Genomic DNA, 20,559 nt, shown 5'->3' with positions numbered 1-20,559 from the left:
AAAGCTCAGAACAGGCCGGCCAGAAGGTTGATCGTCAGGGCCAGGACCACGGTGTTGAAGGTGAAGGCGACGACGCCGTGGACCGTGCCGATGCGCCGCAGCTCCTTGGAGGTGAAGGCGATGTCGGCGGTCTGGCTGGCCACGCCGATGACCACCGAGAAGTGCAGGAAGTCCCAGTAGTCGGGCTCCTCGCCGCCGGGGAACAGCAGGCCGCCGGCGTCGCGCGGGGTGTCGTCGTCCGGCGCGTAGTACTCGTGCGCATAATGCAGGGCGAAGATCAGCTGGACCATGAACCAGGACGCGGCGACGGTCGCGAAGACCAGCATCACCCGCAGCGCCTTGACCAGGCCGACATCGGCCTTGGCGGCCGAGAGCTCCTTGGCGATGACCCAGATGCTGGCCGCGGCGGCGGCGATGACCAGGGCGAGGATCACCCCCTGCCCCTGGTCCTGGGTGGCGGCGACCGCCCGCATCCGCGCAGAGTCGGCGCCCCACATCATGCGGAACGCCAGGGCGATGAAGGTCAGGCAGGTGGCGTCCCAGGCGAGAATCGCCGTGGTCACCGTGCTGAGGCCGCTGGGGATCAGCAGGCAAGCGGTCCAGACGGCCAGGCCCGCGGCGGCGGCGACGAGCAGCCGCGGCCGCGCCACGAAGGTTCCGAGCATGCGCCGCCGGGGCGCTTGCGGGGCTGGCGTCAGCGTCATCGGACCCTCGTTCCAGGCGGGCGTCACGACTATATGACAGCCCCAGGCGAGTCGCCGCACCCGACTCAAAGCCTTGCCTTCCCTCACCCTTTCGCGTAAACGCCCCGCTCTTCGGAGTCGTCTGGCCAAAGGCATGCCAGGGCGGCTCATCAATACGCCAGAGGACGGGGTCGCAAGGCTCCGCAGAGAAATGCCGAAGTTGAAGACCAAGTCGGGCGTTAAAAAACGCTTCAAAATGACCGCGACCGGCAAGCTGAAGGCCGGCGTCGCTGGCAAGCGTCACCGCCTGATCAGCCACAACGCGAAGTACATCCGTCAGAACCGCGGCACCAAGGTGATGACCGAAGCTGACACCAAGATCGTCAAGCTTTGGCTCCCCTACGGCCTTTAAGGAGAACTGACACATGGCTCGCGTGAAACGGGGCGTTGTCGCCCACGCCAAGCACAAGAAGGTTCTCGAGCAAGCCAAGGGCTTCTACGGGCGCCGCAAGAACACCATCCGCGCCGCCAAGGCGGCCGTGGACAAGGCCGGTCAGTACGCCTACCGCGACCGCAAGGTCCGCAAGCGCAACTTCCGTTCGCTGTGGATCCAGCGCATCAACGCTGCGGCTCGCCTGGAAGGCTTCACCTACTCGCAGTTTATCTTCGGCCTGGACAAGGCCGGGATCGAAATCGACCGCAAGGTCCTCTCGGACATCGCGGGTAACGATCCCACCGGGTTCAAGGCCATCGCCGACAAGGTTCGCGCCGCGCTGGCTTGAGGCCGTTTGAGTCGACAGACTTAACTGAGCAATCGAGAAGCCCTCCGGCGAGGACCGCCGGAGGGCTTTTTGCTGTCTCCGCTTCCCGCGCTCCATTCGATCCCTTAGAGCAGCCCGTCATGACCGCCCAACTCGAAGCTGACATCCTCGCCGCCGTCGACGGCGCGGGCGACGCCGCCGCCCTTGAGGCCGTGCGCGTCTCCGCCCTCGGCAAGTCCGGCTCCATTTCCGACCTGCTCAAGTCGCTGGGGGGCATGAGCCCCGACGAGCGGCGCGAGCGCGGCCCGCAGATCAACGGCCTGCGCGACCGGGTCCAGGCCGCCATCGCCGCGCGCAAGCAGGTGCTGGAGGCGGCCGAACTCGACGCCAAGCTGGCGGCCGAGAAGGTCGACCTGACCCTGCCGGCGCCGCCGCGCCGCAAGGGCAGCGTGCATCCGACCATGCAGGTCATGGACGAGATGATCGCGGTGTTCGCCGAGATGGGCTTCTCGGTCGCCGAGGGCCCGGACATCGAGACCGACTTCAACAACTTCACGGCCCTGAACTTCCCGCCCAAGCACCCGGCGCGGGAGATGCACGACACCTTCTTCCTGCCGGAGGACGCCAACGGCGAGCGCAAGGTGCTGCGCACCCACACCAGCCCGGTGCAGGTGCGGGTCATGCACAAGGTCAACGAGAAGCTGCCGGGTTGGATCGCCAACGGCCCTCCTTCAGGAAATGGGGAGCCGCCGATCCGGGTGATCGTGCCGGGCCGCACGTTCCGCAAGGACTCAGACCAGACCCACACGCCGATGTTCCACCAGATCGAAGGCCTGGTGATCGACAAGGCCATCCACATGGGCCACCTGAAGTGGACGCTGGAGACCTTCCTGTCGCGCTACTTCGAGACGCCCGAGGTGGTCACCCGCTTCCGCCCGCACCACTTCCCGTTCACCGAGCCGAGCGCCGAGATGGACGTCCAGTGCGACCGCTCCGGCGGCGAGGTGAAGATCGGCCAGGGAACCGACTGGCTGGAGATCCTCGGCTGCGGGATGGTGCACCCGAACGTGCTGCGCAACTGCGGCCTGGACCCGGACGTCTGGCAGGGCTTCGCGTTCGGCTGCGGCGTCGACCGGCTGGGGGTGCTGAAGTACGGCATGCCCGACCTGCGCGACATGTTCGCCAGCGACGTGCGCTGGCTGGAGCACTACGGCTTCAGCCCCTATGCGGCGCCGAACCAGGCCTCTGGCCTGAGCTGATGCCCGCAAGCGCCTACAGCACGCTGGAGCACTTTGCTTTCGGCGACAGCCCGGCGATGGCCGACGAGCTTCTGGCCCTGGTGCTCCAGGGCAGGAAGACCGCGACCTGCTGGCCGGCGTCGCAGGGGCTGAAGGGCAGCGCAGCCGGCGCCCGCTATGTGGTGCTCGACGGCGCGGGCGCGCCCTGCGTCGTCATCGAGTCCACTGAACTGGTCCAGCGGCGGTTCGACGAGGTTCCAGACGACTTCGCCGCCGAAGAAGGCGAAGGCGACCTGAGCTACGCCCACTGGGCCGCCGTCCACGAAGACTGTTTCACCCGCGAAGGCGCCTTCGCACCCGACATGATGCTCTGGTGCGAACGCTTCCGCCTGGTCGAGATCATCGGCGAAGGAGCCGATCAATGAAGTTCACGCTCTCCTGGTTGAAAGACCACCTCGAAACCGACGCGACCACGCAGCAGGTCGTCGACGCCATGACCATGGCCGGACTGGAGGTCGAACACGTCGACGACCCGGCCGCCAAGCTGGCCGCGTTCTCGGTCGCCAAGATCGTCGAGGCGGTGCAGCACCCCAACGCCGACCGGCTGCGCGTCTGCCAGGTGGACACCCGCGACGGGCGCAAGGAGATCGTCTGCGGCGCGCCGAACGCGCGGGCCGGGATCACCGTCGTCTACGCCCCGATCGGCGCCTATGTGCCCGGCCTGGGCGTGACCCTGGTCGAGAAGCCGGTGCGCGGCGTCGTCTCGCACGGCATGCTGTGCTCGGCCTCGGAGCTGGAGACGGCGTCGGAGTCCGACGGCATCATGGAGCTGCCCGACAGCCTGGCGGTGGGCGTGCCTGTCGCCGAGGCGCTGGGTCTGGAAGCGGTGATCGACTTCGAGGTCACCCCCAACCGCCCCGACTGGCTGGGCGTGGTCGGCATCGCCCGCGACCTGGCCGCCGCGGGCCTGGGCAAGCTGAAGGACGTCTCGGTCGCGCCGGTGGCCGGCCAGTTCGCCAACCCGATCGAGATCCGCCTGGACGGATCGGACGGCTGCCGCCAGTTCACCGGCCGGCTGATCCGCGGCGTCAAGAACGGCCCCTCGCCGGCCTGGCTGCAGCAGAAGCTCACCTCGATCGGCCTGCGCCCCATCAACGCCTTGGTCGACGTCACCAACCTGATCTCCTACGACCGCGCCCGGCCGCTGCACGTCTATGACGCGGGCAAGCTCTCCGGCGGCTTCATCGAGGCCCGCGCCGGCAAGGACGGCGAGAGCGTCGAGGCGCTGGACGGCAAGACCTATGCGGTGACGCCGGAAATCACCGTCATCGCCGACGGTTCGGGCGTGATCGGTCTGGGCGGGGTGATGGGCGGCCTCTCGACCGGCTGCTCGGAAGAGACCACCGACGTCTTCGTGGAAAGCGCCTGGTTCGACCCGATCCGCATCGCCCAGACCGGCCGCACGACCGGGATCACCTCGGACGCGCAGTACCGCTTCGCGCGCACGGTCGATCCGGCGAGCCAGGTCCCAGGCCTGGAGCTGGCCACCAAGCTGATCCTCGAACTCTGCGGCGGCGAGGCCTCGGAAGTGACCGTGGTCGGCGAGGCCCCCGCTGCGCCCGACCCCGTGGTCTTCGACCGGGCCTATGTGAAGCAGCTGTCGGGCCTGGACCTGCCGGCCGCGCGCATCGACCAGATCCTGACCGACCTGGGCTTCGTCCTGGACGGCGACAAGGTCTTTCCGCCGACCTGGCGGCGCGACGTCGAGGGCAAGGCCGACCTGGTCGAGGAAGTGGCGCGGATCGAGGGCTATGACGCCCTGCCCGCCTCGCCCCTGCCCGAGATGGCGCAGCCGGCCGGCGGCGTGCTGACCGCGCGCCAAACTCGCGTGCGGACCGGCCGCCGGGCGATGGCCGCCAAGGGCTATGCCGAGACCATCACCTGGAGCTTCACCAAGCGCGAGACCGCGGCCCTGTTCGGCGGCGGCGCGCCCGAGCTGGTGATCACCAACCCGATCGCCTCGGACCTCGACTGCATGCGGCCGTCGATCCTGCCGAACCTGATCGAGGCGGCCGGCCGCAATGCGCGGCGCGGCTTCCCCGACGTGGCGCTGTTCGAGATCGGCCCGATCTACAAGGGCGACCAGCCGGCCGACCAGCTGACCGCGATCAGCGCCATCGTCGCCCCGCACGCGCCACGGCGCTGGGACGGCGGCGCCGCCGACGCCCTGTTCGAGCTGAAGGCCGACGTGCTGTCGCTGCTGGACGACCTGGGCGCGCCCACGGGCTCGCTGCAGACGGTCCAGGGCGGGCTGGCCGACTGGTGGCACCCGGGCCGTTCGGCCGCGCTGCGGCTGGGCAAGAACGCGCTGGTCGAGTTCGGCGAGATCCATCCGCGCATCCTCAAGGCGCTGGACGTCGAAGGCCCGGTGCTGGGCTTCGAGCTGATCCTCGACAACGTGCCGGAGCCGAAGAAGAAGGCGACCAAGACCAAGCCGGCGCTGGAGCTGTCGGCGCTGATGCCGCTGTCGCGCGACTTCGCCTTCGTGGTCGACGAGGCGGTAGCCGCGGGCGACCTGATCAAGGCCGTGGCCGGCGCCGACAAGGCGTTGATCACGGAGGCCCGCGTGTTCGACGTCTATCGCGGCCAGGGCGTCGCCGAAGGCTCCAAGTCGGTGGCGGTGGAGATCCTGCTGCAACCGCGGGAGAAGACCCTGACCGACGCCGAGATCGAGGCGCTGTCGGCCAAGGTGGTCGCCGCCGCTGAAAAGGCCGTGAGCGCCAAGCTGCGCGCTTGACGTGAAACTGCGCCTCGGGGTCTCTCCCTAAAGCCAAGGAGAGACCCCGACCGCATGCCGAACACCCCTAGCCGCAAGCCCAAACCCGCCGCCGAACGCGTGCTGGAAGCTGGACTGTTTCATTCGCGCTGGCTGATGGCCCCCTTCTATGTGGGCCTGGTCGGCGCGCTGATGGCGTTGCTGGTCGTCTTCTTCAACGAGGCGGTGCACGAGCTGTCGGGCCTGCTGACCATGACGCCGAACCAGGCGATCATGATGGTGCTGAAGCTCATCGACCTGTCGCTGGCCGGCAACCTGCTGCTGATCGTGATCTTCTCGGGCTACGAGAACTTCGTCTCCAAGATCGACACCGCCGACGACGAGGACCGGCCGAGCTGGATGGGCACGGTCGACTTCTCGGGCCTAAAGATGAAGCTGATCGCCTCGATCGTCGCGATCTCGGCGATCGCGCTGCTCAAGGCGTTCATGGAGCTGTCGGAAGGCAAGGATCTGTCGGACCGCAGCCTGATGTGGCTGGTGGTCATCCACGTGACCTTCGTGATCTCGGGCGTGCTGCTGGCGCTGATGGACTGGCTGGCGGCCAAGGTCGACAAGCACTGAGGCCCGGCGTCCCGGGCTTCTCGACTTCAGGCGCGGGCCAGCTCGTCGAGGATGATGTCGCGGCAGAAGTCGGTCGCCTGGCTGAGCACGTCGTGGCCGCAGCCTGCGGCGATCTGCATGCGCAGGTTCGGATAGGCGGCCGCCAGGGCGTGGTCGGCCTCGTCCATCAGCGACGGGGCCATGGCCAGGTCCCGGGGCGGAACCAGCGGCACGTCGCCGCAAACCACCAGGGCCGGCGCCTTCAGCCGGTCGAGCAGGCCGCCATAGCTGCGGTTCTGGACGATGGCCCCGTCACGCCAGCCGAGCGCTTCGAACAGGAACTCCGGTACGGGCAGCTCGCCCTGGGCGGCGCGGCGTTCGAGCACCACCTCCAGCGGCCAGCGCCCGGCGGTCGAGAAAAACGGATCGAACGCCACGGCGGCGTAGCCGCGGGCGTTGAGCGCCAGGGCCAGCAGCCCGCCAAGACCGAGCCCGGCCACCAGCACCCGCCGCCCGGGCAGCACGGTGCGCAGGCTCTGGCCCATTCCATTGACGAGATCGTCCCAGCCGTGGGCCGAGAGCGGCGGCGCCGTCCCGTGGCCGGGCAGCGTGGCCAGCATGACCTCCGCCTCCGGCTCCAGGCGGGCGAACCAGGGGGCCATCGAGCCCGGCGTCGAGAGCACGTCGTGGATCAGCACCACCACCGACTTGTGGCGGTCGCGAAGCTCGGGCCGGCCGGCGAAGACCAGCAGGTCGCCGGCCGGCGTCTGGCATTGGATCCACTTGGTGTCGCTGACCGGCCGCATCGCGCCGCCCCCCCGTCGCCTCAGAAGGGCAGGGTGCGCCGAGTCCGGCTGAATCCAAGATAGCCGACATTGGCGCCGAGCCGGACGCCGACGCCGGTGCGGATCGGAGCCAAGATAATGTCGTCCGAGCGCAGGTAGTTCACGCCCAGACCGGCGACCAGATAGGCCGAGCCCTCGACGCCAGGGAACCGCTGGAAGATCACTTCCGGGTACTGGAGATTGTAGCAGAGGGTGAAGACGCGGCTGGCGTTGCCGCCGAAGTCCCAACCCACGGACGGGCCCTGCCAGAACACTTCGATCGGCTGGCGGTTCTTCATGTAGAGCAGGCCGCGGCCATAGCGGGCGCCGCCCACGAAGGCCCCGGAGGCTTCCTCGCCAGCGATGTAGGCCGTGGGCCGGCCATTGTCCTGGAAGGCGCGTTCGACCGCGCCGCCGGCGGCCTCCGCGGTGACGCCGAGGAAATCGGAGACGTTGTTGACCAGTTCCTCGCGGCTGTAGGTCTCGGCCTGGCCGGTCGAATAGCTGGGATTGGCGGTGGCGCTCGGGCTCGGCGGCGGCAGCTCACCCGGCCCGGCAGGCCCACCGGGCTGGGCGGTGGCGCAGCCCGCGGTTCCAAGCGTGGCCAGTCCCGAAACAATCAGCGTGCGGCGGTCCATGAAATTCCCTTGAAGCGTGAACGAGCCTCATATCCCCAGACGGCATGAATGCGGCGGCCAGGCTTAACGGGCGATTAACCATGCGAAGGCGCAGTCTTCGGCCCGAAGCTGACCGGAGCGAGCATGCCGATAGTTGTCGCCGAGTACGTGGCGCGTTGGTCCAGTTCACTGTTCGCCGATGTCGCCGAACCACCGTGGCGCGTGATCCAGCATGCTGAGACGCATCTGCTGGAGGCCATCGGGAAGCTGCCGGCTGGCTGTGAGATCGCCAACGACGTGGCGATCCACGCGACGGCGAGCGTCGAGCCGGGCGCAGTCGTCAAGGGACCGGCCATCATCGGCCCACGATGCTTCGTGGCCGCGAGCGCCTATCTGCGCGGCGGCGTGTTCATGGATGACGACTGCATCATCGGCCCCGCCGCGGAGCTCAAGACCACCTTCATGTTCAAGGGTTCGAAGCTCGCGCACCTCAATTTTGTCGGGGACAGCATCCTAGGCGCCGCGGTCAACCTGGAGGCGGGCAGCATCCTGGCGAACTATCGAAACGAGCTTGAAGACAAGCGCATCCGCATCCGCTTCGGCCAAGACGTGATCGACACCCAGGTCGAGAAATTCGGCGCCTTGGCAGGCGACGGCACGCGCATCGGCGCCAACGCCGTCGTCGCACCGGGCGCCATCTTTGCGAAGGATACGCGCGTCGGTCGGCTCACGCTCGTCGACCAGCACCCGCTCGCCCACTCATAGATTGACGCCGCGCTCGCGATATTCGCCGAATGTGCTAGAGGCAGGCCACCATGACGACGCCTCTGTCCCGCATCCGCAACTTCTCCATCGTGGCTCACATCGACCACGGGAAATCGACCCTGTCCGACCGGCTCATCCAGGAGACCGGCGCGCTGACCAAGCGCGAGATGACCGAGCAGGTCCTCGACAACATGGAGATCGAGCGCGAGCGCGGGATCACCATCAAGGCCCAGACCGTGCGCCTGGAGTACAAGGCCCAGGACGGCGAGACCTATGTCCTCAACCTGATGGACACCCCCGGCCACGTCGACTTCGCCTATGAGGTCAGCCGCTCGCTGGCCGCGTGCGAAGGCTCGATCCTGGTCGTCGACTCCTCGCAGGGCGTCGAGGCTCAGACCCTGGCCAACGTCTACCAGGCGATCGACAACAACCACGAGATCGTGCCGGTCCTGAACAAAATCGACCTGCCGGCCTCCGAGCCCGACCGGGTGCGCCAGCAGATCGAGGACGTCATCGGCATCGACGCCTCGGACGCGGTGCTGTGCTCGGCCAAGACCGGCGAAGGCATCGCCGAGGTGCTGGAGGCCGTGGTCGCCCGCCTGCCCGCGCCGCAGGGCGACCGCGAGGCGCCGCTGAAGGCGCTGCTGGTCGACGCCTGGTACGACCCCTACCTGGGCGTCGTGGTGCTGGTGCGGGTCATCGACGGCGTGCTGAAGGCCGGCATGAAGGTGCGGATGATGAACGCCGGCGCCACCCACCAGGTGGATAAGATCGGCGTGTTCCGTCCCAAGCAGACCGAGGTCGCCGAGCTCGGCCCCGGCGAGATCGGCTACATCACCGCCCAGATAAAGCAGGTGGCCGACGCCGCCGTCGGCGACACCATCACCGAGGAAAAGCGCCAGACCGAACATTCCCTGCCCGGCTTCCGCGTCGCCCAGTCGGTGGTGTTCTGCGGCCTGTTCCCGGTCGACGCCGCCGACTTCGAGGACCTGCGCGCGGCCATCGGCCGCCTGCGCCTGAACGACGCCAGCTTCACCTACGAGATGGAGACCAGCGCCGCGCTCGGCTTCGGCTTCCGCTGCGGGTTCCTGGGGCTGCTGCACCTGGAGATCATCCAGGAGCGCCTGAGCCGCGAGTTCGATCTGGACCTGATCGCGACCGCGCCCAGCGTCGTCTACAAGATCCACCTGACCGACGGGACGGAAATCGAGCTGCACAACCCGGCCGACATGCCCGATCCGGTGAAGATCGCCGACATCAGCGAGCCGTGGATCAAGGCGACGATCCTGACCCCGGACGAGTACCTCGGCTCGGTCATCAAGCTCTGCCAGGACCGCCGCGGCGAGCAGCGGGAGCTGAGCTATGTCGGCAGCCGCGCGCTGGTGGTCTACGACCTGCCGCTGAACGAGGTGGTGTTCGACTTCTACGACCGGCTGAAGAGCGTCTCGAAGGGCTACGCCTCGTTCGACTACGCGATCGAGGGCTATCGGGTCGGCGATCTGGTGAAGATGTCGATCCTGGTCAACGGCGAACCGGTGGACGCGCTGTCGATGCTGGTCCACCGCGACAGGGCCGAGACCCGCGGCCGCGGCATGGTCGAGAAGATGAAGGACCTGATCAGCCCGCACCAGTTCCAGATCCCGCTGCAGGCGGCGATCGGCGGCCGGATCGTGGCCCGCGAGACCATCCGCGCCCTGCGCAAGGACGTCACCGCCAAGTGTTATGGCGGCGACATGAGCCGCAAGCGCAAGCTGCTGGACAAGCAGAAGGCCGGCAAGAAGCGCATGCGCCAGTTCGGCAAGGTCGAGATCCCGCAGGAAGCCTTCATCGCCGCTCTGAAGATGGACGCCGACTAGGGTTGGGCGGAACCAGCTTCCACAGCGCCAGCACATAGACGAACACCGCGGCGTAGGCCGCGGTGAACGCCCACATCGGCAGCGGCCAGTAGATCACGCTGTTGACCGCCCGCATGATCAGCGGCCCCTCCCCCGCGCCGGCCAGATCGTCCTGCCAGATGGTGAGGAAGCAGGCGCGGCCGGCCAGCGCCTGCAGCGCCACGACGGCGAGCGAGGCCAGATGCAGCGCCCGCCACCAGCGCACCCGCACGAACGCCCAGCCGCGCCAGGCGCCGAGCGGGATCGCGACCAGGCCGAACAGGTTGAAGGCGATGACCGCCAGGTGCACGGCCAGCACCAGCACGGCGAAGGATTCCATGCCTCATCCTAGCGCCGCGGCGCCCCGTTGATCAGAGGCCCGGCGCAGGCCTAAAAATCGCCTGGAAGCGCGGCCAAGAGGCGGCCACGCCATTCGGGGGAATTCCATGCGCAAGATCATCGTCCTGGCCGCCGTCGCCGCCGCGCTGATGACGTCGGCCTGCAACACCATCGAGGGCCTCGGCCGCGACGCCCAGGCCGCCGGCGCGGCCGTGACCGGCGCCGCCAACGACATGAAGCGCTAGGGCAAGCTCCGGTTTCGTTCAGGCGTCCTCCTCGCGGGACGCCTGTTCGGCGATGCGGGCCTTGTCCTCCGGCGGGACCACCGCCGGGTCGGCGCTGCGCGAGATGTCCTCGGCCGCGGTGGCGGGTCCGACGTGGCCGTGGGGATCCTTCTCGACAGGCGTGTGGGGCTGGTCGGTCATGGGCGCTCCCTCGCGTTGGACCGAAGATCGGCCGTCCGCCAGCAGATTTAAAGCCGCGAAAGCGACGATGTTCCTGCTCCTGCGGCCGCGGGGCCCCTTTCATTGACGTCCGTCAAAGCGCATATCGAGCCGCGACGTCACCCAGGTATCGTGTCCATGTTCGTGCAATCGATGCTCCGCGGCCTGAAGGGCCGCTGCCCCGCCTGCGGTGAAGGCAAGCTGTTCAGCCGCTATCTGAAGGTGCAGCCGACCTGTTCGCACTGCGGGCTGGACCTGGCCAAGTACCCGGCCGACGACGGCCCGGCCTACTTCACCATCCTGATCGTCGGCCACCTGGTCGTGGCCCCGCTGCTGATCTTCCCGGTGATCTGGGAGGCCTCGCCCGCCATCGTGCTGCCGGCGACGCTGATTCCGCTGGCGATCGTCACCCTGGTGCTGCTGCACGTGACCAAGGGCTGGTTCATCGGCCTGCTGTATGCGCTGGGCGTCAAGCAGGGCGACCGTGCGGTCCACACCGCGGACGTCGCCGACCGCTAGCCGACGCCGGGCGAGGCGCCCTACCATCGGCCTCGCCTGACACCGGAACCGACCTTCGTGAAACTGATCGACGCCCTTTCGAGCGCGGACATCGTCGCCCTCGCCGTCTTCACCCTCGTCTGGCTGGCCTATGAGCCGCTGCTGAAGATGCTGGCCCGCGGCAAGGGGCTGATCAACAGCGACATGACCGTCGTCCGCGCCGCCTGGATGCGGACCATGGCCGGGCGCGAGAACAAGTTCATGGACGGCCAGCTGCTGGGCCACACCCTGAACTCGGCCTCGTTCTTCGCCTCGTCCAACCTGATCCTGATCGCCGGGGCGGCCGGGGTCCTGTTCGGCGGCGAGGGCGCGTTCCGCAGCGCCTCGAGCCTGATGGTGCTGAAGACCTCCTCGCGGATGCTGTTCGAGGCGCAGATCGCTCTGGTGCTGCTGGCCCTGGCCCGCGGGTTGCTCGACTTCATCTGGGCGATTCGCCAGATGAACTACTGCCTGGCGGTGATCGGAGCGACGCCGACCACCGAGGACAAGGGCTTCCAGCGCACCTATGGCGAGGCCGCCGCGCGGCTGCTGAACCCGGCGCTGTCGTCGTTCAACCGCGGGGTGCGCGGCTACTACTTCGCCCTGGCGGCGGCGGCCTGGCTGTTCGGCCCGTTCGCCTTCCTGGCGGTGACGCTCTCGGCGGTCGCGCTGCTGTTCATGCGCCAGCGCCACTCGCCCTCGGCCCTGGCGGTCAGCGAGATCCGCGGGCTGCTAGAAGACCGCGAGGACTAGAGGCCGAGGTCAGACCGCGCCTTGCGGGTCAGCTTGGCGGCTATGAGGTCGTGCGAGGTCGCGATCCAGCCGGCGACTTCGCCCGCCTCGGCGTCGTCCAGGTCGACGATGACCCAGCTCCCCTTGGCCAGGTACGGCGCCTGGCGGCCGGGGCCGCCCTCGTCGGTCAGCACCATGAAGCCGATCTCGGTGACCTTGAACGACAGCCCGCCGGCTAGGCCGCAGATCGCAAACACCTTGCCGCCGACCTTGTAGACGTCGGCGCCGCCCCACTGGACGACCCTGGTCGCCGCTGGCAGGCCTAAGGCGATCGCCTCCACCTCCTGCCGGGTCATGCCGGACCGATCTCGGCGCGAGCCTTGCGGGTCAGCTTGGCGGCGACCGGGGCGTGCGAGGTCGCCCCGGGAAGCCCACGCGCGGCGGCGTCGAACTCCTCGCGCGTCACGCGCTGACGCCGACGCCGATCGGACAGGTGACGCCGGTGCCGCCGATCCCACAGTAGCCGTTCGGGTTCTTGGCCAGGTACTGCTGGTGATAGTCCTCGGCGAAGTAGAACTCCGGCGCTTCGGCGATCTCGGTGGTCACCGCGCCGTAGCCCTTGTCCGACAGCGCCTGCTGGTAGGATTGCAGCGAGGCCGCCGCGGCGGCGGCTTGCGCGTCGTTATGGACGTAGATGCCCGAGCGGTACTGGGTGCCGATGTCGGCGCCCTGGCGCATGCCCTGGGTCGGGTCGTGGTTCTCCCAGAACACCTTGAGCAGATCCTCGTAGGTGACCACGCGCGGGTCATAGACGACACGAACCGCCTCGGCGTGGCCGGTGCCGCCGCTGCAGACCTCCTCGTAGGTCGGGTTCGGGGTGATCCCGTTCACATAGCCGACGGCGGTCACCCAGACGCCCGGGAGCTGCCAGAACTTGCGCTCCACGCCCCAGAAGCAGCCCATGGCGAAGTCGGCGATCTCCAGCCCGTCCGGATAGGGCCCCTTCAGCGGCCGGCCGTTGATGAAGGAAATCTCGGCGGTCGGCAGCGGGCTCGCGCGGCCCGGCAGGGCCGTATCGGCCGTGGGAAGCTCAAGGGTTTTCTTGGCGAAGATCATGGCGGGCCCGATCAGTGTGAACTTGGACCAGAACATAAGATCGCCGGCGGCCGATTGCACGCGCGACGCCGAGGGCCGCCATCGCCGAGGAGGTTCGCAGCCAGCGCCCCGAGGCGCCGCTGAGCCTCGTCGACTGGCGCGAACGCCTGTCGCCGCTGACGCGACAGCTCAGCCGGCGCGAGGGCCAATCGCTGTTCGATCCGAAAACCCTTCGCGCCACGGTGGAAGGCCGCTTGCCCGAAAGGGCGTCATGAGTATATTGCGCGCCTTCCGCGAGGGGCCACGCGCCCTTCAGGGCCTGTGGTGAGGTGGCGGAGTGGTCGATCGCGCACGCTTGGAAAGCGTGTATAGGTGAAAGCCTATCGAGGGTTCGAATCCCTCTCTCACCGCCATTCAGTCTGAAAATTCGTCTCTCTTTCGACGCTGGACGCCCAAGCCGCGGATAATGCGGCGCTTTTCCCGCTTCCTAGCCAACTGGTCCGGCGCAACCGCCGCTGTAAGCGGCGCAATAGCGCCCCTGTGCGTCGCCGGTCTCTCGCGGCGCCCCGCCATACACAGTTTCACCCTGTTGTCCTGTTTCCCCGCAATCGATCGGTCGTGACTAGGCCGGCGGCACAGCCGGCCTAGTCACAAACATCTGATCTAACGGGTTTTCTTTAGCGCCGTTGAGCGATGCGCACTGAAAAAGAACAGGAGAAAAACAGGCCCTGCTATCGGCCGGAACAGGTCCTGCAAGCGCAGGTAACAGGACCTGCAACCCGTTGAATCAGGACCTGTCGAAATCCAGCACCCGTCGCTGCTCGCTCCACTCGATGGGCAGATCGATGTCAAGCAGCTGGTGCAAGGTCAGGCCTGGCGGCTGTCGTCCATGCATGATGGCTTGCTGGATGTCCGGCGCGAGAAAGGCGAGCTCGACAAGTTTGCGCTGGTAGGGATCGGCGACGCCCCGCCCCATCGGCAGAGCGCCTCGTCCGGCCACGGGCACGAGGCCATTTTCCCGCAGAATTTCATGCGACCGCCGTAGCGCCCGGATCAGCGTCCGGTCCGGCCGGGCGCGCTCGCCTGCCGCCTTCAGCCAGGTCCGACCACCGCGAACCTCCGGCCTCTGTCCAGGGATCAGCCGAAGCGTACCTTCCGGCGCGGGTTCCAGCATGTCGTGGGGTCCCAGGCGATCCTGCCAGTCCCGCCCGATAGAGGTTCCTACCTCGATGGCCACACCAGCGGGCATCAGCTCCACCTTGAGCAGATGGGCTGCGAGGTCCTCCCAGGACGCCGTTGATGCGCCCGCGAGAAGGCGAAGCCTTTCGAGCACGAAGTCCTCGATCACCGGCGCCGAGATGCGTGCGGGCTTTTCACCGCGGGATGCTTCCACCGCAGCGTAGTAGCGGAAGGTCGCCCCGTGCCGGTTCCTGGTGTGGCTTGGGCTCATCGGTCGCCCCCTGGCATCGACGATCCGACCGACCAACCGGCTCGGGCTCGCTTGTGCCTTCGCCTTGTGTCGCCGCACATTGTCGTCGAGCGCGGTCTGCACCGCCTGGAACAGCTCCGGGGCGATGATGGGCTCGTGAAGGCCTGGATAGCTTTTGTCTCGATGGACGATTTCACCCAGGTACACCCGGTTGCGGAGTAGGTGAAACAGCGCGCCACGAGCGAATGGACCGCCGCCTACGATGTGGCCCGCCTTGGCCATTCGCTGCTTGGAAGAAACGCCCCGGCGGTTCAACTCCGCGCATAGCGCCGGCACGGAGCCGAGTTCGAGATAGAGTTCGAAGATCGCCCGGACGGTGTCGGCCTCGGGCTGGTTCGGCACCAGTTTGCGATCCTCGCAGTCATAGCCCAGGGGCAGATTGCCCCCCATCCACATACCCTTGGCCTTGGAGGCGGCGATCTTGTCACGGATGCGCTCGCCGGTGACCTCTCGCTCGAATTGAGCAAAGGACAGCAAGACGTTCAGCGTCAGACGCCCCATGCTGGTGGTCGTGTTGAACGCCTGCGTCACCGAGACAAAGGACGCGCCGGCTTTGTCCATCACCTCGACAATCTTCGCGAAGTCCGCGAGAGAACGCGTCAGGCGATCGACCTTGTACACCACGACGATGTCGATCTTGCCGGCGCGGATATCGGCCAGGAGCCGGTCGAGCGCCGGGCGCTCCATCGAGCCGCCCGAGAAACCACCATCATCGTACTTGGCCGGCAACGCCCTCCAGCCTTCGCCGAGCTGGGAGCGGACATAGGCTTCACAAGCTTCGCGCTGCGCGTCCAGGCTGTTGAAGGATTGATCGAGCCCCTCCTCCGAGCTCTTGCGCGTATAGATGGCGCAACGCTTGCGGCTCATTTGCCGTCGTCCGATCGAAGGCCGAAGAAACGCGGACCGTTCCACCGCGTGCCGGTGATCGCCCGAGCGATCTCGGAAAGGCTCGTCCAGCGCTCGCCATCGTAGATGTAGCCGCTGTCGGCGACCTCCACCTCGTGACGCACGCCGCGCCACTCTCGGACCAGCAGCGTGCCGGCCGCGAGCCCCCTCGGCTGCGCGTTCGACTTCAGCGCGCGTTGTGTCTCGGCGTCGAGGCCCCCAAACACCTCGGCCTGAACCCGCCAGGCCAGAATACGCCGAAGCAGGTCGGGCGAGCGAAGCGGCGGCGGCGCGCCGTACCGCGCGCGCCAGATTTCCCGCAGCGACTGAAGCCCGAGCGCGTTCAGCGCCCGGACTTCCTCCATCGCCTTCGCGTGTCGGCTCACGCGGTCGCGCCGACAAGGCGGTAGACGCGGCCCGACGCAGTCTTCTCCGATACTAGCTGCAGGCCGAGCTTCTTCTTCAGCGTTCCAGCCATGAAGCCACGCACCGAGTGCGGCAGCCACCCCGTCGTTTCAGACATTTGCGCGACCGTCGCGCCTTCAGGTCGCTCCAGCAGGGCGCGCAGGGTGGCGGTCTTCAAGCCGCTTGCGATTTCGACCACCGGCGCGGACTCGGCCGGCTCGATCTTGCGGACAGGCGTCGCCTTCGGCGCACGCACACCGGCCGCTTCGCGGCCTTCGCGGGTGATCGTCAGCAGACTCGCCTCGCCATCGCGTGGCACTGCGATGAGATAGCCACGCTTGATAAGCGCATGGGCGATGCGCGCATCGACCCTGTCGGCTACGAGATCGCCGCCAACGGCGGATTTCAGGACTTCAATCTGAGCAGGCTTTAGGTTGGACATCAGGTGCTCCGGTGTTCGCCGGCACGCCATCGTGCCGGTCCCACCGGGCAGAGCCCCGTCGCGACCTATCGCCGGGGCTGCGGCGCGCGCCTTCCGGGCGTCGCTTCCGCGCAACCAATTGCGCTCTGGTCGGCGGCGAAGTCCAGTCAGAGACATCGAAGTTGAGCGGCTAATCGAGCAGTTGGCCGAAGCTGACGCCAAGAGCCTTCGCGATCCTTTCGACAGAACGGATCGTCGTACGCTTAGCAGCGCGCTCCACCTGGGAGATGAAGGTCCGGTGAAGACCGGCCTGATCGGCAAGCTCTTCCTGCGACCAGCCCTTGGCCTTGCGGTAAGTTCTCACCCGTTCGGCAAGCCGACGCTCGATCTCCATAACTGGAGACAGCGTTGGCGCTGCCTCCTCATCTACAGCCTACTCATCTCATTCAAGCTTGATCCGACACAAGTTCGATGGCTGATGCCCGCTAACGAGACGAGTAGTATTCATGACTGAAAGCAGAAGCGGCAGCTGGCCTTCGGAGGCCTCCGTGCATCGCGAAAAAGCGGTCGAGCACTTGTTCCTTGGTGAGCTCTCCCGCTATTTGCTGATGGAGACTGGTAGCGGGCCAGAAATCCTGAAGGCGGAACACGACAGCTACGGCTACGATGTCGTCCTCGAAGTCGCGTCGGTGGTCCGCCACGTCCAGCTGAAGATCTCACATATTGGCGGACGGCGGGCGCACGTCGATGTCTCTACGATGCTGGCTACGAAGCCCGGCGGGTGCGTTCTGTGGATGTTCGTCGATCCGACGACATACGAGATCGGACCCTACTACTGGCTGGGTGGGCGGCCCGGCCAACCGCTCCCTGAGCTCGGCGACCGACCTGTCCGGCACAGCAAGGCGAACGCGCAGGGCGAGAAAGCTGTGCGGCCCGGCCTGCGACGCATACCTAGGGGCCGGTTCTCACGGCTCGACTTGATCGACGAGATCGCCGAAGCGCTCTTCGGATCTGCCAATGACCGCCGCCTCCGCGCGCACCTCGCCTCCCGCCCGCGACAGAGCACCCCCCTGGATCAAGGCTGGCTGGATGCGGTTCGCATGGGCTGCTTCGCGGCGATTCCTCAAGACCTCACCTTCGAAGCCGCAGCCGGCCTCGCTCACCTTATCGACGGCTACGAGTTGGCGTTTGACGCCGGTCTGACGAAAAGTCAGACCTTGGCCGGCGCTGCCCCATATGCTGACCAGACGTTGCAGCGGGCGATGCAAACGGATGATTGGGAAGGCGACGCCCTGGAACTCTGGGTCGCCCTCTTCATGGAGCACCGCCGCGAAAGGTTTGGTGGAACGGAGCTCCCGCCGGGCCGAACCCGGCTTCTGAATCTGCTGGTGGATCGGTTGCGGTCTCGCTTGGCGAACGGGACCTGAGGACCATCACTCACGATCCAGCGTCGCTTTCTCGTCAGGATCACTATCGCGTTGCGCCTGCTCGGTAGCCAACCGCTTCCACCTCGGGAGAGGCGCGGTCCAGACACCGCCATTTTCCGGCGGAACGCTGCCGCTTTCCCGCAGCAGCTCCTTGAGCCGTTCGATCTCCTTCTGAGATTCCATCCAGCCTTCGTAGAAGATCGTCTGCATCTCTATGTGGCGGTCGTTCTCGATCGCCGCCGCCTGCACCTCGCGGATGAACCTCCCGGCAGAGATCTGCTTGCCGCCGGCGCCGGACATCCCGAGTTGAAGGAGGTTGGCTTCGTACAGTGTCATTTCCTCCTCCTTCCCGGCGACCTTGATCTTCACCTTCCGCTCGGCGATCCGCATCGCCGCCTCTCTGTTGTCGAACGGAAACCGATGCATGCCGCTGGACTGTGGCTTGGCGCCCCGGCGACCATTCCTGTTGGGGCATTGGCCCTTGACGAACCGCCCGCCCACATCGCGCTTGATCGGGTCGTTCACGCCGCTTCCTCCGCAAGCGCGCGGTCAGCGGCCCGCTCTATCTCCTCGTCCCGACGCGCCTTGACCTCGGCGAAGGCTTCGCCCGTCTCGACGAGGACCGCCGACTTCCGGGTCTTCCGCTGCCAGCGATCAACGATGACGTCGCAATAGCCGGCGTCATACTCGATCAACCTGGCCGCCCGCTTGGTGCGTTCGGCCGCGATCAATGTCGATCCGCTGCCACCGAATGGATCGAGGACGATGTCGCCCCTTTCCGAAACGTCCTTGATCGCGTCGGCGATCATCGCGACGGGCTTCACCGTCGGGTGCAGGGCAAGCTCGGCATCAGGTCCGATCTTGGTCGCGCCGCGATAGTTCCAGACATTGGTGCGATAGCGACCGTTCTTGCCCAGCTCCACGTTGTTGAGGTGGGGAGCAGAGCCGACCTTCCACAGGAACACCAACTCGTGCCTTGAACGGTATAGCGAGCCCATGCCGCCGTTGTCCTTGGCCCAAATGCAGACGTTCTTCAGCTCGTCGTAGACCGCGCGTCCCGCCGTCATCATCTCGTCGATGTGGCGCCAGTCCATGCATTGGAAGTGCAGAGCGCCGTCGATGCTGACTTCGGCAGCATTCTCGAACACGGTCCGCAGGAACGCGCAGAACTCGTTCGAACTCATCTCGCCGGCCGCCATCGCGAACTCGCGATGCTTGACGCGGCCCAGGCCGCCGACGTGACCATCGATACGCACATTGTACGGCGGATCGGAAAACACCATTCGCGCCCGATCCGCACCCATGAGGCGGGCGAACGAACCCGGTTCCTGAGAGTCGCCGCACAGCAGGCGGTGCGTCCCAAGGCTCCAGAGATCACCTCGGGCTGTGGTCGGCCATCGACGCGGAGGCTCGTCATTGTCGTCGGGATCGGCCGCCTTCCCCTCCGCGGTGTCCAACAAGACATCCAGATCGACGGTTGAAAAGCCTGTCACGTCGAGTTCGAACTCAAGCGGAAGCTCGGCAAGCTCGACGACTTCGAGCTTCAGGAGTTCCTCATCCCAGCCGGAATTGAGCGCGAGCTTGTTGTCGGCAATGGCATACGCACGGAGTTCTTCCGGCCCGAGATGGGACAGTGCGATCGTCGGCAGAGTCTCCATGCCCAATCGCTTTGCCGCCTCGACCCGTCCGTGACCTGCGACGATGCGATTGTCGTCGCCAAGCAGGATTGGTTGCGTGAAGCCGAACTGGCGGATCGATCCCATGATCTGGGCGATCTGCTGCTCGGAATGAGTACGGAGCACTCGCCTGGCCGGCTTGAGCTCCGCGACGGGCCGCAAGTCCACCTGCGGCCGGTCTACAACGCGGAGGCGGCTCACTTGCGCGTGTCCGCATCCACCTTCAGCAGCGCGCTCGCAAGCGCCGCTTCTGCGGGCGCCGCGCGGCGCACGCTCTCCTGCAGGCGCTCCACCGCCTTGGCGCGGCTCATCAGGCGCAGATCGCCCGGCCGTACGAAGACCACCACCTGCTCCTTGTTCGCCAGACCCAACGCCTGCGTCACCTGGGGCGACAGCACCAGTTCGCCCTGCTCGTTCACGCTCGCAACCATGACAACCTCTTCGTCATCCAACGCCGGCCGGTCACCGGCGGCGCGAGTCTTATCAGCAACATTGACATCGTTGCAATCGCTAACGTTAGCATTTTTCTTGCGCGCGCGATCGCGAGAGATCGTCGAGTAGACGTGGTTCTCTTTCACGCCGAGGAAGTTCGCTATTTCCTTGCCTGCAACACCAGCTTCATGCAGCGCCCGGATCTTGGCCGAGATACTCGTGCGGCCCGCGATCAGATGGTCAAAATTGCTCACGTTGATTCCTGCGCATAGTTCGCCAATGACGTTATCATAGCAAAACGATCCGCGGCCTTAAACGTTACAACGACCGCTAAGGCGGCCGCGCCGCAGTCGCAGAAGTTGGTTGGGTAGCAGGACTGCACCGAATGAGCCCCGGGACGCCGCAGCTTCCGCAGGCAACATCGTGATGGCTCGCGTGAAGCGCATGTGGCCCAGGTCGCCGACGCACTGCCCGAGCCTGCATCGTCTATGGCGACTACTTCGCGCCAATGGGAGACATCGACTCAGCGCCAGATAGCGG

At 66.7% G+C, this 20,559-nt stretch carries 26 protein-coding genes and 1 tRNA gene; 13 read left to right on the top strand and 14 right to left on the bottom strand.

The window, feature by feature from the left end:
* Positions 1–5: 5 nt before the first annotated feature.
* Entirely contained in the window at positions 6–704 is a 699-nt protein-coding gene (locus tag O4N75_RS04455) for a DUF1345 domain-containing protein (protein ID WP_269628157.1), read from the bottom strand.
* 190 nt (positions 705–894) lie between these two features.
* Here O4N75_RS04455 and rpmI point away from each other — a divergent pair, with 190 nt between their 5' ends.
* From rpmI to O4N75_RS04425, 6 genes are all read left to right on the top strand, one after another.
* On the top strand, positions 895–1,095 hold the full coding sequence (gene rpmI / locus O4N75_RS04450; RefSeq protein ID WP_267233414.1) for a 50S ribosomal protein L35: 201 nt from the start codon (positions 895–897) through the stop codon (positions 1,093–1,095).
* Between the two features lie 13 nt (positions 1,096–1,108).
* The gene (gene rplT, locus O4N75_RS04445) at positions 1,109–1,465 is read left to right on the top strand and encodes a 50S ribosomal protein L20 (protein WP_183771798.1); all 357 of its coding nucleotides are present in this window, start codon (positions 1,109–1,111) and stop codon (positions 1,463–1,465) included.
* A 119-nt stretch (positions 1,466–1,584) separates the two neighbouring features.
* Positions 1,585–2,703: a phenylalanine--tRNA ligase subunit alpha gene (gene pheS / locus O4N75_RS04440; protein ID WP_269628156.1), complete on the top strand. Its 1,119-nt coding sequence runs from the start codon at positions 1,585–1,587 to the stop codon at positions 2,701–2,703.
* The gene (locus O4N75_RS04435; RefSeq protein WP_269628155.1) at positions 2,703–3,107 is read left to right on the top strand and encodes an ASCH domain-containing protein; all 405 of its coding nucleotides are present in this window, start codon (positions 2,703–2,705) and stop codon (positions 3,105–3,107) included. The genes pheS and O4N75_RS04435 overlap by 1 nt, the downstream gene beginning before the upstream one ends.
* Entirely contained in the window at positions 3,104–5,479 is a 2,376-nt protein-coding gene (pheT, locus tag O4N75_RS04430) for a phenylalanine--tRNA ligase subunit beta (RefSeq protein WP_269628154.1), read from the top strand. The genes O4N75_RS04435 and pheT overlap by 4 nt, the downstream gene beginning before the upstream one ends.
* 54 nt (positions 5,480–5,533) lie before the next feature.
* Entirely contained in the window at positions 5,534–6,079 is a 546-nt protein-coding gene (locus O4N75_RS04425; protein ID WP_269628153.1) for a TIGR00645 family protein, read from the top strand.
* Between the two features lie 26 nt (positions 6,080–6,105).
* On the opposite strand, the gene O4N75_RS04420 is transcribed toward O4N75_RS04425, so the two are convergent.
* Together O4N75_RS04420 and O4N75_RS04415 are read right to left on the bottom strand one after the other, a co-directional pair.
* Positions 6,106–6,864, bottom strand: a complete 759-nt coding sequence (locus O4N75_RS04420; RefSeq protein ID WP_269628152.1) for an alpha/beta fold hydrolase — start codon at positions 6,862–6,864, stop codon at positions 6,106–6,108.
* A gap of 20 nt (positions 6,865–6,884) precedes the next feature.
* Positions 6,885–7,520, bottom strand: a complete 636-nt coding sequence (locus O4N75_RS04415) for a DUF1134 domain-containing protein (RefSeq protein ID WP_267233409.1) — start codon at positions 7,518–7,520, stop codon at positions 6,885–6,887.
* A gap of 123 nt (positions 7,521–7,643) precedes the next feature.
* Here O4N75_RS04415 and O4N75_RS04410 point away from each other — a divergent pair, with 123 nt between their 5' ends.
* Both O4N75_RS04410 and lepA read left to right on the top strand, forming a co-directional pair.
* The gene (locus O4N75_RS04410; RefSeq protein ID WP_269628151.1) at positions 7,644–8,264 is read left to right on the top strand and encodes a hypothetical protein; all 621 of its coding nucleotides are present in this window, start codon (positions 7,644–7,646) and stop codon (positions 8,262–8,264) included.
* Positions 8,265–8,314: 50 nt separating this feature from the next.
* A complete protein-coding gene (gene lepA, locus O4N75_RS04405) occupies positions 8,315–10,120 on the top strand; it encodes a translation elongation factor 4 (protein WP_267233407.1) in 1,806 nt (601 codons plus the stop codon).
* Here lepA and O4N75_RS04400 read toward each other — a convergent pair.
* Positions 10,089–10,478 (bottom strand): DUF2784 domain-containing protein, encoded by a 390-nt coding sequence (locus O4N75_RS04400; RefSeq protein WP_269628150.1) that lies wholly within the window; start codon positions 10,476–10,478, stop codon positions 10,089–10,091. The genes lepA and O4N75_RS04400 overlap by 32 nt on opposite strands.
* 106 nt (positions 10,479–10,584) lie before the next feature.
* Between O4N75_RS04400 and O4N75_RS04395 the strand changes: the two genes are divergently transcribed.
* Positions 10,585–10,722, top strand: a complete 138-nt coding sequence (locus tag O4N75_RS04395) for an entericidin EcnA/B family protein (protein ID WP_267233405.1) — start codon at positions 10,585–10,587, stop codon at positions 10,720–10,722.
* A gap of 18 nt (positions 10,723–10,740) precedes the next feature.
* On the opposite strand, the gene O4N75_RS04390 is transcribed toward O4N75_RS04395, so the two are convergent.
* Positions 10,741–10,902 carry a hypothetical protein gene (locus O4N75_RS04390; protein ID WP_269628149.1) on the bottom strand — a complete coding sequence of 54 codons (162 nt, stop codon included), beginning with the start codon at positions 10,900–10,902 and terminating at the stop codon, positions 10,741–10,743.
* Between the two features lie 156 nt (positions 10,903–11,058).
* Between O4N75_RS04390 and O4N75_RS04385 the strand changes: the two genes are divergently transcribed.
* Both O4N75_RS04385 and O4N75_RS04380 read left to right on the top strand, forming a co-directional pair.
* A complete protein-coding gene (locus O4N75_RS04385; protein WP_267233403.1) occupies positions 11,059–11,439 on the top strand; it encodes a DUF983 domain-containing protein in 381 nt (126 codons plus the stop codon).
* Between the two features lie 57 nt (positions 11,440–11,496).
* On the top strand, positions 11,497–12,210 hold the full coding sequence (locus O4N75_RS04380) for a DUF599 family protein (protein ID WP_348649527.1): 714 nt from the start codon (positions 11,497–11,499) through the stop codon (positions 12,208–12,210).
* Here the strand turns inward: O4N75_RS04380 and O4N75_RS04375 are convergent.
* Both O4N75_RS04375 and msrA read right to left on the bottom strand, forming a co-directional pair.
* Positions 12,207–12,545 (bottom strand): MmcQ/YjbR family DNA-binding protein, encoded by a 339-nt coding sequence (locus O4N75_RS04375; RefSeq protein ID WP_269628148.1) that lies wholly within the window; start codon positions 12,543–12,545, stop codon positions 12,207–12,209. The two genes, O4N75_RS04380 and O4N75_RS04375, sit on opposite strands and share 4 nt — an antisense overlap.
* A gap of 106 nt (positions 12,546–12,651) precedes the next feature.
* Complete coding sequence (gene msrA / locus O4N75_RS04370; protein ID WP_269629435.1) at positions 12,652–13,305, bottom strand: peptide-methionine (S)-S-oxide reductase MsrA; 654 nt, start codon at positions 13,303–13,305, stop codon at positions 12,652–12,654.
* 302 nt (positions 13,306–13,607) lie between these two features.
* Between msrA and O4N75_RS04365 the strand changes: the two genes are divergently transcribed.
* A tRNA-Ser gene (locus O4N75_RS04365) sits at positions 13,608–13,697 on the top strand.
* Between the two features lie 374 nt (positions 13,698–14,071).
* Here O4N75_RS04365 and O4N75_RS04360 read toward each other — a convergent pair.
* From O4N75_RS04360 to O4N75_RS04345, 4 genes are all read right to left on the bottom strand, one after another.
* On the bottom strand, positions 14,072–15,640 hold the full coding sequence (locus O4N75_RS04360; protein WP_269628147.1) for a recombinase family protein: 1,569 nt from the start codon (positions 15,638–15,640) through the stop codon (positions 14,072–14,074).
* Complete coding sequence (locus O4N75_RS04355) at positions 15,637–16,044, bottom strand: DUF2924 domain-containing protein (RefSeq protein ID WP_269628146.1); 408 nt, start codon at positions 16,042–16,044, stop codon at positions 15,637–15,639. Before O4N75_RS04355 ends, O4N75_RS04360 begins: the two co-directional genes overlap by 4 nt.
* The gene (locus O4N75_RS04350) at positions 16,041–16,505 is read right to left on the bottom strand and encodes a DUF3489 domain-containing protein (RefSeq protein ID WP_269628145.1); all 465 of its coding nucleotides are present in this window, start codon (positions 16,503–16,505) and stop codon (positions 16,041–16,043) included. The genes O4N75_RS04355 and O4N75_RS04350 overlap by 4 nt, the downstream gene beginning before the upstream one ends.
* Positions 16,506–16,674: 169 nt before the next feature.
* Positions 16,675–16,878 carry a helix-turn-helix transcriptional regulator gene (locus tag O4N75_RS04345; RefSeq protein WP_269628144.1) on the bottom strand — a complete coding sequence of 68 codons (204 nt, stop codon included), beginning with the start codon at positions 16,876–16,878 and terminating at the stop codon, positions 16,675–16,677.
* Between the two features lie 154 nt (positions 16,879–17,032).
* Between O4N75_RS04345 and O4N75_RS04340 the strand changes: the two genes are divergently transcribed.
* A complete protein-coding gene (locus O4N75_RS04340; RefSeq protein ID WP_269628143.1) occupies positions 17,033–17,911 on the top strand; it encodes a hypothetical protein in 879 nt (292 codons plus the stop codon).
* Between the two features lie 6 nt (positions 17,912–17,917).
* On the opposite strand, the gene O4N75_RS04335 is transcribed toward O4N75_RS04340, so the two are convergent.
* From O4N75_RS04335 to O4N75_RS04325, 3 genes are read right to left on the bottom strand one after another with little or no spacing between them, the layout of a single operon-like run.
* Positions 17,918–18,436, bottom strand: coding sequence for a hypothetical protein (locus O4N75_RS04335; protein ID WP_269628142.1), 519 nt, complete (start codon positions 18,434–18,436; stop codon positions 17,918–17,920).
* On the bottom strand, positions 18,433–19,788 hold the full coding sequence (locus O4N75_RS04330) for a site-specific DNA-methyltransferase (RefSeq protein ID WP_269628141.1): 1,356 nt from the start codon (positions 19,786–19,788) through the stop codon (positions 18,433–18,435). The genes O4N75_RS04335 and O4N75_RS04330 overlap by 4 nt, the downstream gene beginning before the upstream one ends.
* Positions 19,785–20,273, bottom strand: coding sequence for a hypothetical protein (locus tag O4N75_RS04325; RefSeq protein WP_269628140.1), 489 nt, complete (start codon positions 20,271–20,273; stop codon positions 19,785–19,787). Before O4N75_RS04325 ends, O4N75_RS04330 begins: the two co-directional genes overlap by 4 nt.
* Positions 20,274–20,559 lie beyond the last annotated feature (286 nt).

The organism is Phenylobacterium sp. NIBR 498073 (assembly GCF_027286305.1).
GTDB lineage: Bacteria > Pseudomonadota > Alphaproteobacteria > Caulobacterales > Caulobacteraceae > Phenylobacterium.
Note: the sequence above shows the minus strand (reverse complement) of the source record. Positions and strands in the feature narration are given on the sequence as shown.